This is a genomic window from Anabaena sp. CA = ATCC 33047, from assembly GCF_963870205.1.
Taxonomy (GTDB): Bacteria; Cyanobacteriota; Cyanobacteriia; order Cyanobacteriales; family Nostocaceae; genus Trichormus.
In genome coordinates, this window is record NZ_CAWMSA010000016.1 from 88654 (window position 1) to 102803 (window position 14150).

Sequence of the window (14150 nt, forward strand, 5' to 3'; positions counted from 1 at the left end):
AACCCGTCGTTAAAAACAATCTTATTATGGCTGTTGCAACCCAATCCCTCGAAGAACTTTCTATTAATGCGATCCGTTTCTTGGCTGTTGACGCTATAGAAAAGGCAAAATCAGGACACCCAGGATTACCGATGGGCGCGGCTCCGATGGCTTTTGTGCTATGGAATCGCTTTATGCGGTATAACCCCAAAAATCCCAAGTGGTTTAACCGCGATCGCTTTATCTTGTCTGCTGGTCATGGCTCAATGTTGCAGTATGCCCTACTGTATCTCACAGGCTACGACAGTGTAAGCATTGAAGATATCAAGCAATTCCGCCAATGGGGTTCTCAAACACCTGGACACCCAGAAAACTTTATCACCCCTGGCGTGGAAGTAACTACCGGGCCTCTGGGTCAAGGGATTGCCAATGGTGTGGGTTTAGCGATCGCTGAAGCTCACCTAGCTGCTAAATTCAACAAACCCGATGCCAAAATTGTTGACCATTACACCTATGTCATTCTCGGTGATGGCTGCAACATGGAAGGTGTTTCTGGTGAAGCTGCTTCCCTGGCTGGACACTTGGGATTAGGTAAACTCATCGCTCTGTACGATGACAACCACATCTCCATCGACGGTTCTACAGATGTAGCCTTCACCGAAGATGTTTCTAAACGGTTTGAAGCTTACGGCTGGCACGTTCTTCACGTTAAAGATGGTAACACCGATTTAGAGGCGATCGCTAAAGCCATTGAAGCAGCCAAAGCTGTCACCGATAAGCCCACCATGATTAAGGTGACAACCACAATCGGTTACGGTTCTCCTAATAAAGCCAATACTGCTGGTGTTCACGGTGCGGCTTTGGGTGCAGACGAAGTAAAACTGACTCGTGAAAAACTCAATTGGCCACACGAGCCTTTTGTCATTCCCGAAGATGTCCTCAACTACACCCGCAAAGCAGTAGAGCGTGGTGCAAGCTACGAATCTGACTGGGACAAAGCTTTTGCTGATTACAAAGCTAAGTATCCCCAAGAAGCCGCAGAATTTGAGCGTTACCTAAGCGGTAAACTGGCTGAAGGTTGGGACAAAGTATTACCTACCTACACCCCAGAAGACAAAGGCATTCCTACCCGTAAGCACTCAGAAACCTGCCTCAACAAGTTGGCGGCGGTTGTACCTGAACTGATTGGTGGTTCGGCTGACTTAACCCACTCCAACCTCACCGAAATCAAGGGTAAGGGCGACTTCCAAAAAGGACAATACCAAAACCCCAACATCCACTTTGGTGTACGGGAACACGCTATGGGCGCAATTTGTAACGGTATTGCGTTACATGGTTCCGGTTTAATTCCCTACGGCGCGACCTTCTTAATTTTCACAGACTATATGCGGGCAGCTATCCGCTTATCTGCTCTGTCTCTAGCTGGTGCGATTTGGGTGATGACTCACGACTCCATCGGTCAAGGTGAAGATGGCCCCACTCACCAACCTATCGAAACTCTAGCTTCTCTCCGCGCTATTCCTAACTTGACTGTGATTCGTCCCGCCGATGGTAACGAAACCTCTGGCGCATACAAAGTAGCTATCGAGAGAGCTAAGGAAAATGCTCCTACTTTGTTGGCGTTCACTCGTCAAAATGTCCCCAACTTGGCAGGTACATCTGTCGAAAATGTGGCTAAGGGTGGTTACATAGTAGTAGATTCTCAAGGTACACCAGATTTAATCCTGATTGGTACTGGTTCGGAATTGAGTCTCTGTGTCACCGCAGCTGAGAAACTCACCGCCGAAGGTAAGAAAGTCCGTGTTGTTTCTTTACCTGCTTGGGATTTGTTTGAAGCTCAAGATGCAGCTTATAAGGAGTCTGTTCTACCTAAAGCTGTTACTAAGCGTTTGGCTGTGGAAGCTGGTAGTAGCTTCGGCTGGCATAAGTACATCGGTACTGAAGGCGATACGGTTACTATTGACCGTTTTGGTGCTTCTGCTCCCGGTGGTGTTTGTTTGGAGAAGTTTGGTTTTAGCGTTGATAATGTGTTAGCTACAGCTAAAAAATTGTTGGGTTAATCGCAATAGAATATTCTCTTAATTTAGTTATGGGGTGGGCTTTTTGTCTGCCCTTTTTTTTTAACGCGGAGGGGCGCGGAGGGAAACGCAGAGGGGCGCGGAGAGAGGAGAGAGGAGATAGGCGAGAGGTTATAATTAAGTAGATGGTTGATGATCAAAGAATCTAAAATTAAGAAAATACAGCAGGCTATTATGCAGGAATTCTCAGGGGAGAGAAACTTAGCGATAGAACGAATATCAAAAATTATTGGGGATTTGTTTCTAAGCAATCGTCTCTATCAGCAAAGACTTAATAAAGAAGACATGATTCAACATTTAATCCAAGTGTTGGATAAGTTTTCTCCAGAAGTTTTAAAAGCTATTTCTGATGAAGAATTAGTACATAGAATTGATAGTATTTTGGTGGTAGAGGCTGTTTCTGGAACATTAAATGATTTAACTCCAGAGCAAATAGAGATGTTTGATTCCTCTGTAAACAGGAGATAGAAGTAAATGGGCTATCTTCTTGATACAAATATTTTAACGGCTATTTTAAAGAAAAATCAAAGTGTCAATAACAAACTAGAGGAGGTGCGGTTTCTAGGGGAAGATGATTCTGATTTAGCAAGAATACAGGGTTTAAATTTAGAAAATTGGCTGACCACAAATTTTTAAATTGAAAATATATAAACATGATGCAAGCTGATGTAATATGTTTAATTGCTTATTGAAGCTTTTAAACATGACAGCGTTGTAATTATTCAAACAAGATTAACTAAATATAAGGAATGTACTAATTAAAACGAATAATCGGCCTGATGAATGCCAAGATAAAAATCAGGATATGATCAAGGTATTGAAATTTTTATGCCAGAAATACACCAATCAATTGCACAGCATTATCACGAACGTACTAAATACGACCCTAACACTCTAGCATCTAAAAATCATCGGCTAGATTGGGCTAAACAGCCAGTCCCGTTTAAAGAATACAGAATTGGTTCTCACATCGACCTGATACCCTATATTGAAGCCACACCAGAGAAATTTGTTAATGATTCTCATGCTCAATGGTGGCAAAGACTTTCACGGTTACTATTTTGCAGTTATGGGCTGACTGCGAGAATGCCCTCTATGGGTAGTACGGTATATTTACGCTCTGCGCCTAGTGCTGGGGGATTGTATCCTGCGGAATTGTATGTAGTTTCTCGTGGTACGCCTTTACTACCGGCTGGTCTGTATAACTACCAATGTCGGACTCATTCTTTAGTATGTTTTTGGGAAAATGATGTTTGGCAAGCATTACAAGACGCTTGTTTTTGGCATCCGGTTTTAGAAAGTACCCAATTAGCAATTATTGTGACGGCGGTTTTTTATCGTTCGGCGTGGCGTTATGAAGACAGGGCTTACCGTCGAATTGGTTTAGATATAGGACACTTATTGGGCAATATCGAGTTAGCAGGGGCTATTACCGATTATCGCCCACACCTGATTGGTGGTTTTATCGATGAAGCCATTAATGATTTACTTTACATCGATGCGGAACAGGAAGGTGCGATCGCTATTTTACCGTTGGCAGATTTATTAGATATTCAACAAAACTTACCCCCTGGATGTACCGCCCTACCTTCAGCCACAGCAACCAATTATCCTTATATCCCCGATGGCGAATTGCTGAGATATTTTCATCACCACACCCAAATTAAGGCAGGTATTACTGGCAACCTCAATTTACCAGCGATTAAACAACCTAGATCCTTAGAAGATAAATATAATTTTCCTTTTTGTTTGAAAATTCCTACCGCTACTACACCTATTTACTGGGGAGAAAACCTATCAGATTTAGAACTTACTATCCACAAGCGACGTTCTACCCGTGCTTATAATAGCGAAAACTTAACTTTTGATGAACTTCAGGCTTTATTGGATTTCACTTATCAACCTCAAAATTATATTGACCAAAGTTTAGATAATTCTCCTGATTACTTCGATTTGAATTTAATCCAAACATTTATTGCTGTCTGTGGTGTCAATGGACTAGAATCTGGCTGTTACTATTACGCCCCAAAAGCTCAAGAGTTGCGTCAAATTCGGTTTAAAAATTTCCGGCGCGAGTTACACTACCTTTGCTTAGGACAAGAATTAGGACGAGATGCCGCCGCCGTGATTTTCCATACGGCTGACTTAAAATCAGCTATTGCCCAATATGGCGATCGCGTTTATCGTTACTTACATATAGATGCTGGCCATTTGGGACAACGCCTAAATTTAGCAGCTATTCAACTCAATTTGGGTGTCAGTGGTATCGGTGGCTTCTTCGATAACCAAGTAAATGAAGTTTTAGGGATTCCTGCTGATGAAGCTGTGTTATATATCACAACTCTCGGTAGACCAAGATAAATCTTCAATTTTCTGTGTTTACGCCGATTTATCCCTAACAACTCAGGAATAGGAGAAAGTAGCCAGCCGACTGGGATGTTGCTACACATTTTTGCTTGTGTCTTGGCACGAGTAAATACCATTCTTCTTTAGCAACTCTAACCTGAGATATCAATTATGGTGAACTGACTAATTACGTCACTGCTTTAATTAGATACTTTCTCGTCTATCTAATTCATCTATCTCATTACTGTGCATTTTAATAAAATTTATTATGTTTAAACTTTATAGGTGTAGTATCTTATTTATCGTAACATATAATATCGAATTTAAAAGTAAATATGCGTAAAGAATTATGGTATAAACTGTGATTTTCAGGAGCGAAACAATCTCAGTCATTGCTATCTCTATTGCCAACAAATGCACTTAGCGAACAGTCCTCTTGTCCATACAGTATAATAGTGCCTTTAATGATGCTGATCTGCTCCCAAGAGGAGATTTTTTAAGTATTTTTACTTATCAGATCACATTAATATTATTTGATAATGAAAGCACTAATGTTATTACCGGAAAACGAAAATCAACGGTTAGAATTACTCCATCAATATCTGATTTTAGATACACAACCAGAAGCAGTTTTTGATGATTTGGTACAGCTTGCTGCTGACATTTGTGAAACACCAATTGCTGTCGTTAGCTTTGTGGATAGTGAACGCGAATGGTTCAAATCCAAGGTAGGAGTTACTGAATCAGAACTTCCTCGCAGCATGGGTTTCGGTACTCATACTATTTTGCAAAGTGAAATCCTCATTATTTCCGATATTTTACAAGATGATAATTATGCTAAAAAGTCTTTCTTTTTGTCAAAAAAACAAGTGCGTTTCTATGCAGGAATTCCACTAATTACCTCTGATGGTTTCGCATTAGGTAGTCTCGCTGTAATGGATTTTGTCCTACGACATTTGAGTTTAAAAGCACAAGCTTCATTACAAAGATTAGCACGTCAGGTAATCAGGCATTTAGAGTTGCAACGGCAGAAAATTATCAATATCAAAGAATGTGAACGTACTGAACACGCGCTAAAAACAAGTAAAGCTAGACTCAGAGAAATTATCGAGGCTATTCCTGTGCCTTTAGTTATTTCAAGGGTGACAGATGGCTTGATACTATATAGTAATTCAGAATTCATGCAAAAATTTCGGTTGACTACAAATGATTTAGTCAACCGTTATATTTCTGAAATATATCAAAATCCAAATGAGCAAAAAACTATTTTGGCAACTCTGGCTCAGAATGGTTCTTTAGAAAATTACGATATCCAGTTTAAGCGAGGTGATGGTACTTTTTTCTGGGCGATCGCTTCTTTCCAATATTTAAATTTTCACAATGAATATGCGATTTTAACTGTACTATATGACATCACTGAACGTAAAAATTTTGAGGTGAAGCTCCAAGAGGAAAATTCATTTTTACAGAGTATTTTTGCTGGCATACCTTTAATGATTGCACTTGTAAATACCGATGGTAAAGTCCATTGGGTTAACCAAGAAATACAAAGTATTCTAGGTTATAGCTTAGAAGAATATCAAACTCGTAATGTTTTAGCAGAATTATACCCTGACCCTGAATATTATCAATCTGTCGTTAATTTTATGCAATCGGCAGATGGATATTGGCGTGACCTCAGAACTAAATTGCGGGACGGTCGGATACTGGATACTTCTTGGACAAATGTCAAATTGCCAAATGGTCAAGTCATCGGTATCGGTAAAGATATCACAGAACGCAAACAAACTGAACGGACACTGAAAGCTCAAGCTGAAAGGGAGCAACTTATGCGAACTGTTGCTCAAAGAATTCATCAGTCTTTGAATCTTCAAGATATTCTTAACGCCACAGTTAAAGAAGTGAAAGATTTACTTCAGGTTGATCGAGTTATAGTGTATCAGTTTGCCGCAGATATGAGTGGTAAAATCGTAGCAGAATCGGTACAACCTGGATGGAAGGTTTCCTTGGGTGTAGATATTGAAGACACTTGTTTCCAGACAGGTGCGGGAGCAGACTATTATCTAGGAAGAAAAAGAGCGATCGCTAATATCTATGAGGCTGGATTAACTGATTGTCATATTCAGTTGTTAGAACAGTTTGATGTCAAAGCTAACCTAGTCGTACCAATTCTTTTAGAAGTAGGTGAAGAGTTTACTGGCCGTAGCCTTTGGGGTTTGTTGATAGCGCACCAGTGTTCTACACCTAGGGAATGGAAAAAACATGAACTCGATTTGCTTGACCAACTTTCAATACCAATTGCGATCGCCATCCAACAATCTAGCATATTTCAGCAAGCCCAGAGTGAATTAGCTGAACGGCAAAAAGCTGAAATTCAATTAAGAAGTGCCTTGGCCGAAAAAGAAGTTTTATTAAAAGAGATTCATCACCGCGTAAAAAATAATTTACAAATAGTCTCTGGACTGTTACTACTCCAGTCACAAACCCTCAAAGAACCGGAATTAATTAGAACATTAAGAGAAAGTCAGAACCGGATTGAGTCAATTTCTTTGATTCATAAGAACTTATATACTTCTCCTAATATTGGGCAACTGAATATTGCAGAATATATCTATAATTTAGCCACTAGCATCCTCATTTCTTATCAAATACAGCCAGGCAAAATCAATTTAGAAACTAATATTCAAGCTATTAATTTGAATGTTGACCAAGCTATAGCCTGTGGTTTAATCATCAATGAACTATTTTCTAATGCTCTTAAGCACGCTTTTAAAGAAAGCCAGATTGGCAAAATCATGATTGCTTTGCATCGGTTTGATAATACTATAGAGATGATTATTCAAGACAATGGCGTTGGTTTATCAGATGACATAAATTGGAATAATACGAATTCGTTAGGTCTGTCTTTGGTTTATGACCTAGTGACAGAACAACTTGAAGGCACTATCACCATAGAACGGCTTCATGGAACATTATTTAGGATTCAATTTCCTCAGTAAACTTTTATTAATAACCAAGCGATGGAACAAGCGAAAATATTAGTTGTAGAAGATGAAGTAATTGTGGCTAGAACGATTGCTAGTCAACTCACTCAATTAGGTTACACCGTTATCGGTACAGCTTCTTCTGGAAAAGCGGCGATCGCCAAAGCATTAGATAGCAAACCAGCATTAATTTTAATGGATATTATTATCAAAGGGGAAATGGATGGTATCGACACCGCTAGTTACATTCGTGAACGTTTAGATATTCCTATCATCTTCTTAACTGCCTATGGTGATGACGATACTGTGCAACGAGCAAAAATTACCCAACCCTTTGGATATATTATTAAACCCTTCACTTCTAAAGATTTACGCATAGCAATTGAAATAGCTCTGTTAAAACATCGCCTAGAAAGTGAACTCCGGGAAAATCGCGATCAGTTAGCGACTCTCTTAAACTCAATGAGTGATGCTGTGATTGCTACTAATGAGCATGGAATTATTACATTTATGAATCCAGCAGCCGAGAAGCTAACTGGATGGCATGAATCAGAGGCTTTGGGGGCAGATATTTCCCAAGTTTTTCATATTGTTGATGATGTTACAGAAACTACTATAGAAAACCCAGTTACAAAGGTTTTAAGAGAAAAAAAGGTTGTTTATTTAGAAGAATTTACATCCTTGATCACTAAAAATGGTCAACGAGTCCCAATTGGTGATAGTGCGTCACCAATTAGAAGATTACCCAATCAAGTCAATGGTGTAGTGATTGTTTGTTGGGATATCAGCGAACGGCGGAAAACCGAATTATTAGAACAAGCATTAAATAAAGAAAAAGAACTTAATCATCTCAAATCTTTATTTATCTCTACAGTTTCTCATGAATTCCGCAATCCCTTAAGTGTAATTCAAACGGCAGTAGAACTGATAGAAATGCAAGGAGAAAATTTAACAGAAGCTAAGAAAAACACCTATCTCAAAAGAATTCAAGGAGCTGTGCAGTCGATGAAGCAACTCATGGAGGATGTGTTGTTTATAGGTAGGACTGAAGCTGGAAAACTGGAATGTAATCCGATTCAATTGAACCTGAAAGAATTTTGTCAAGAGCTAATTGAAGAATTCACCTCGGTCAGAACTAGCGGGCATGAAATTATTTTTACCTGTAATAACGAAAATACTCAGGCTCGCATGGATGAAAAATTATTAAATTGTATGTTAATGAATTTACTTTCTAACGCAGTTAAGTATTCACCTGAAAATTCAACAATTAAGTTTGAATTAATTTGTAACCAAACAGAAGGCGTAGCAACTTTTTGTATTCAAGATGCAGGTATTGGTATTCCTCAAGCCGATCAAGTGCGCCTGTTTGAATCTTTTTATCGAGCCTCAAATGCTAAAACAATTCAAGGGACTGGCCTGGGTTTAGTTATAGTGAAAAATTGCGTTGACGCTCACAAAGGTACAATTCGTGTGAGCAGTCAAGAAGCTCAAGGTACTACATTTACAATAGTTTTACCTTTAAACTCTGAATCCAAATCATCATCTTAAGAAATTACACTATAGTTATGTGACGGTGATGACTCATGAGGTGGGGCAAATATTTTGGTGAAATTGCCACAATTAAACGTGTTAGTGCAGTGATACCAGTCCTATAGGTTGTAGGCGGGTTTCCCAACCAACCTAGGTGACTGGTATTCCCCGTACTTGTTCGCAGAGTACCTGACGGTTGTACGAAGTTCATCAGGACTGCCTCCTGCCTGAAAACTTACTCAACCTGAACGTATTCAGAAGCAACAGTTTGCTGAGTGGACGCTACGAACTTTTGTGCCGCATCTAGCAAATACTCATAGTAAGTACGAGCTACAATAGATAACTGTTTACCAGCCGGATAAACTATATACCAAGCCCGCTTCACAGGAAAATATTGTACGTCCAAAATGCTGAACTCTGATGCGTCTGACAACAGGGTATGCCGAGATAAAACAGAAATTCCCAATCCGCCAGCGATCGCTTGTTTAATCGCCTCATTACTCCCTAGTTCCAGCTTGACTTTGACTGTAACTCCATGTTCATCTAAAAGGTTCTGTACAGCACGGCGTGTTCCTGAACCTGGTTCGCGCATAATAAAAGGCTCATTAGTTAAACGCTGGATGGGAATGTTTTTTTCTTTTGCTAGGGGATGATTTACAGGTGCAAATACCACCAAAGGATTATCTAAAAACGGTTGGCAATTCACATCTACGTGTTCTGGAACTTGACTCATAATGTACAAGTCGTCCATATTGTTCATCATCCGCTCTAGGATGCGTTCATGGTTGGTTACTTGCAGCGAAATGTCAATTCCTGGATAAAGTTGACAGAAAGGCCCAAGTAAACGTGGTATGAAGTATTTTGCAGTTGTAATTACTGCCAAACGTAATTGCCCCTGTTTTAATCCTTTCAGGTCTGCCACCTTCATTTCAAACTGGGCGATATTATCAAAAATTTGTCTACACGTTGCAAACAATTCCCGCCCGGCTTCTGTCAAATAGAGCCGCTTTCCTACCTGCTCAAACAGTGGTAAACCCACAGATTTTGTCAGTTGCTTGATTTGCATGGAAACAGTCGGCTGGGTGAGAAATAATTCCTCAGCAGCACGAGTAAAACTGCCGTGTCTTGCCGCCGCCTCGAACACCTTCAACTGGTGTAGGGTCGCCTGATTCAAGGGTGATTCTCCTCCAATAGCGATTTATCATTATAAAACTTGTATCACTCAACACTAATACATGACACAGCTGCACTCATACAAAAGTTATGAGTTCATTATAGATAAAACTCTATTCTCGCTATCAGAAGAAAATTATTTTCTTTATGGTGTTCAGAAGTTATCATCAAAAAAACAAGCAAAGCGTAAGATGCCTTCCAGCTGCAAGATGAATGCTGAATACTGAATGCTGAATGTGGAATGAAAATTTCCCATAAATTATCATTCTTTGATTAGCAATTCATAATTCATCATTCATCATTCCATACTTCTTCTGTAATTTTTACAGGCAGGGTGGCTAAATCTGGCAACTGTAACACTTCCACTTCGGCTACTTGCTCTTTGATGTTCACTGGCAATCTTAAAGGCTGACGCTCTTCGATCCAGCAACTTGCTATTGGCAGGGTTTGCTCTAATTCATCTAGGGGTCGAGGAATCACCATAACTGCGTTCAACTCCCCAATTCTTTCTGCTTCATACATCCCAGCTTCTACTGCTACTGCCACGTTAGCTACAGAGCCACGAATAATGGCTGTACACAAGCCCGCACCAATTTTTTCATAGGATGCTAACTGGACATCAGCCGCTTTTAGCATGGCATCACACGCGCCTACCATTGCTGGAAAGCCCCGCGTTTCTACCAAACCAATCGCTTGGTTGCTCAATCGGCTGTATTTTCCCTCCTCCATGAATTGGTTCAGGCGGTTAGTAATTGGTAGGACTACGTCTAGATTAGGAAAAGGTCGAGGAATGACTAAACTAGAAACTAGCTGACCAAACTGTTCAGCAGTTTGCACACCAGATTCTACCGCCAGTCGGACATCAGCAATTCCACCCCGGACGATGGCCGTACAGTGACCACTGCCAATTTTTTCATAACCCACTAGGTGAACCCCAGCCGATTTCAACATCATGTCAGCTGTTCCCACAATCGCCGGGAAGCTGAGGGTGGATACTAACCCTAGGGCAGTATCCTTGAGGTGATCTCGACGATGGGATGTCTGGTTGGTGCTAATAGAACTTTTATTATATATCTCCATGTGAATTCTCCAGGATATTCACAACTTAACACTTACTCAGACAGATCGTCAGATACCGGGTTGTTTAGGGCTTGTCTATGGGGAAACAATGTCACCAAAAGTCTTTTGATGCTTCCTTGTCCATAAATTTGAGTCCCAAAGCCATTAGGTGATTCAGTGGCTGTTTGACCAGGTTCTGAATCTTCAGGGCTGAGTTGTGTCAGGGTAGAGTCAGTAGAAGGCGTATTTTCTTCTACAGCCGCAGACTGATTTTCTGGTGTGGCTGGGGGTTCTGAGACAGAAATAGACTCTTGTTTTAATTCCTCAAAACCTGAAGCTGAAACGCTAGTTGAAGTGATCACTTTGCTCTCATTTTCTTCTTGAGGCTGTTGGGTATCTGTCTCAGCAGTGCTATTAGTTGATGATGTTGGTGGTTCTGCTTCAGCAATCGGCTGACTGGGATCTCCTAAAATCGCACCTGGTGGCACTACTAAGCCTGGCGCAATCGAACATTGGAAAACCGTTGTTGCTGCCCCAATACAAGCATTGTTGCCAATAGTGCCTTTACCCACCATCAAAAAACCTGCCCCCAAGCTTGCACCTGCTTCTACCTCTATAGTTCCCTCATCAACTTGGAGAATTGACCCCATACCAATACAGACACCTGCCCCGATGATGATCTTGCTGTTTGTAGCCGCTTGGAGTATCACACCTGGTGCAATGACTGCACTTGGATGAATTATTACCTCGCCACTAATGTAGGAATCAAAGTTATGCTGGAGGCGCAGTGGCGGCACAGACATGGAAATTTTAACCTCGGAAGCCAAATATCAATGGGGAATGAGGAATCGGGAATGGGGAATCGGGCATAAATCAATTCAAACTTCAAAATTCAAGAATTTTGGGGAAAAATCTCCCCTACTCCCTATTCCCTATTCCCTACTACCTTCTACTATGGACGCTGAATAATGCTTTCCAGTACCCGACGTTTGGCTTTGGGGTCGATGCCAATTAACCGCACGTATTCGCCGGCATATTCCGCTAAGGCAGATTCTACAGCCGCGATCGCCTCCCTTTCGGAATTAGCCGCAATTGTCCCGCAACTATTCCAAGAGCCTGTACGGAAACGTCGCTGGTCTACGTGTTCTAAGCTTAGTTTATACCCACCAGCCAAGATTTGCCGGATTTGATCTACTACTTCCCCACTTAAACGGGTAGCGGTAGCTGTTGCGCTAGCTGTTGCGCTAGCTGTTGCCGTTGGCGCACTAGCAACCGTTCTGTGGCCATTGCCAGAGGAGACTACTTGGCCGTTCGGTCTTTGGATAATCGATTCTAGGACACGGCGTTTAGCTTTGGTGTCAATCCCAATCAACCGCACGTATTCGCCCTGGTGACTGTCCATACATTCTTCCAAAGCTGAGACAACGGCATTAGTAGAAGTTGCTTCGATGGGCTTGCAGCTATTCCATGAACCAGTGCGGAAACGCCGCTCATCTACGTGTTCTGTACCAATTTTGTAACCACTTGCTAGCAGTTGGCTAATTTGTTGTACAGTTTCTGCCGAGAGTTTACCACTACCAGAGCCGTTACTACTGTAGCTGGCACCATTACCGTTGTTGTAACTGCCATTTGTCTGACTAGCAGGAGCTTTGAAGCCGGTCGCACCTCCCACTACACCATCGGGACGTTGAATAATAGTTTCTAGTACCCGACGTTTACCTTTGGGGTCAATACCAAACAACCGCACATACTCGCCACTGTGGTCTGTCAAACAAGATTCCAACGCTGCCACCGCTTCGCCTACGGATCTGGCTTCAATTGGTTGGCAGCTAGTCCACGCACCTGTGCGGAATCTTCTTTGATCTACGTGTTCTGTACCAATTTTATACCCTTGGTCTAATAGATAGCGTACCTGATCTATGGTTTCTGCACCCAAGCTGCTTGCCACTTCACTACTCCTTTCTAACCCATTAACTTTATTAGTTGTATAAGATTTAACTTGTTCATTGAGAAGCGGAGAAATACACTTGCTATCCGCAGCACAAAGATATCCAGTCCGCAATGCTTGATTAATGCCAATAACATGATGTGCAAAATCCTTGTCTTGGGGTTGCACATCTGGCAAGCGATCAGCTTGCTTTTGGGTAGTAATGATCGCTCCTGAAGGAACATACTTACCAGGGGGAACTTCTACATCCTTAATTAAAGCGTGCATCATCACGATGCAGCCTGCTCCTACTCTGGCATTAAATACCGTCGAGCGAAAACCAATAAATGAATTATCCCCAACATAAGCCGGCCCATGAATCAATGCCATGTGGGTAATAGAAGCATTTTTACCCACCCAAACCGAGTATTCTAGGCCGTCATCGCCCATTACTCGCCCTTGCTCTAACCCATGAATAACTACACCATCTTGAATATTGGTATTTTCTCCAATATGAAAAGGTGTACCTTCATCGGCTCTGATGGAAGTTCCTGGAGCAATAATGACATTTGCACCTATCCGAACATCCCCAATAATGTTGGAAAAAGAATGTACAAATGCGGTCTCATGGATTTTGGCTTCTGCTAAATTTCTCGACCACGGGGTTGGGGGTGCCGCCGTGCTGCGGACTGCCATTGCGAGATTCCTCCTAAATTAAGCTTATTATCTGGAGTCCATAGTCTATAGACCTTGACTATTGACTAATGACTACCTATATTGGTCTTTTTTGCTGTAAATGAGACGATCTTCCAGGTGAATAGTATCAATTATCGCCACTACTGCTGCATCTAATGGACGCTGTTCATTACCCAGCACTTGACGAGCAGCACTACCACGACTAATTAGTACCCACTCATCTACTCCTGCACCAACGCTATCTGCTGCTACCTCATACTGTTGCAGGAGGTTTCCTTCTTCATCTACTAATTGCAACAAAAGTAGCTTCACACCTCGAAGACTAGGATCTTTCTGTGTGCTAACTACTGTGCCACGAACTTTGGCAATTTGCATTAT

11 protein-coding genes are annotated in these 14150 nt (G+C 41.4%); 6 read left to right on the forward strand and 5 right to left on the reverse strand.

Annotation, left to right across the window (positions count from 1 at the left end):
* Positions 1–26 precede the first annotated feature (26 nt).
* The 6 genes from tkt to AACS98_RS03815 all read left to right on the forward strand — a co-directional run bounded on the left by tkt (position 27) and on the right by AACS98_RS03815 (position 8935).
* Positions 27–2039, forward strand: a complete 2013-nt coding sequence (tkt, locus tag AACS98_RS03790) for a transketolase (protein WP_066376546.1) — start codon at positions 27–29, stop codon at positions 2037–2039.
* Positions 2040–2189: 150 nt separating this feature from the next.
* Positions 2190–2525, forward strand: a complete 336-nt coding sequence (locus AACS98_RS03795) for a hypothetical protein (protein ID WP_232317106.1) — start codon at positions 2190–2192, stop codon at positions 2523–2525.
* Positions 2526–2531: 6 nt separating this feature from the next.
* Entirely contained in the window at positions 2532–2693 is a 162-nt protein-coding gene (locus AACS98_RS03800) for a hypothetical protein (protein WP_197480099.1), read from the forward strand.
* Between the two features lie 192 nt (positions 2694–2885).
* Complete coding sequence (locus AACS98_RS03805; RefSeq protein ID WP_066376548.1) at positions 2886–4418, forward strand: SagB/ThcOx family dehydrogenase; 1533 nt, start codon at positions 2886–2888, stop codon at positions 4416–4418.
* Positions 4419–4954: 536 nt separating this feature from the next.
* Complete coding sequence (locus tag AACS98_RS03810; protein ID WP_066376704.1) at positions 4955–7402, forward strand: GAF domain-containing protein; 2448 nt, start codon at positions 4955–4957, stop codon at positions 7400–7402.
* Between the two features lie 21 nt (positions 7403–7423).
* Positions 7424–8935 carry a hybrid sensor histidine kinase/response regulator gene (locus tag AACS98_RS03815; RefSeq protein WP_066376550.1) on the forward strand — a complete coding sequence of 504 codons (1512 nt, stop codon included), beginning with the start codon at positions 7424–7426 and terminating at the stop codon, positions 8933–8935.
* A gap of 217 nt (positions 8936–9152) precedes the next feature.
* Here the strand turns inward: AACS98_RS03815 and AACS98_RS03820 are convergent, their stop codons facing one another.
* The 5 genes from AACS98_RS03820 to AACS98_RS03840 form a co-directional block, all read right to left on the reverse strand.
* Positions 9153–10091, reverse strand: a complete 939-nt coding sequence (locus AACS98_RS03820) for a LysR family transcriptional regulator (RefSeq protein WP_066376551.1) — start codon at positions 10089–10091, stop codon at positions 9153–9155.
* A gap of 290 nt (positions 10092–10381) precedes the next feature.
* Positions 10382–11170, reverse strand: coding sequence for a carbon dioxide-concentrating mechanism protein CcmK (locus tag AACS98_RS03825; RefSeq protein WP_066376552.1), 789 nt, complete (start codon positions 11168–11170; stop codon positions 10382–10384).
* A gap of 32 nt (positions 11171–11202) precedes the next feature.
* Positions 11203–11952: a transferase gene (locus AACS98_RS03830; protein ID WP_066376571.1), complete on the reverse strand. Its 750-nt coding sequence runs from the start codon at positions 11950–11952 to the stop codon at positions 11203–11205.
* A 149-nt stretch (positions 11953–12101) separates the two neighbouring features.
* Positions 12102–13772 (reverse strand): ribulose bisphosphate carboxylase small subunit, encoded by a 1671-nt coding sequence (locus AACS98_RS03835; protein ID WP_066376573.1) that lies wholly within the window; start codon positions 13770–13772, stop codon positions 12102–12104.
* A 72-nt stretch (positions 13773–13844) separates the two neighbouring features.
* Positions 13845–14147, reverse strand: a complete 303-nt coding sequence (locus tag AACS98_RS03840) for a EutN/CcmL family microcompartment protein (RefSeq protein ID WP_066376574.1) — start codon at positions 14145–14147, stop codon at positions 13845–13847.
* Positions 14148–14150: the final 3 nt, after the last annotated feature.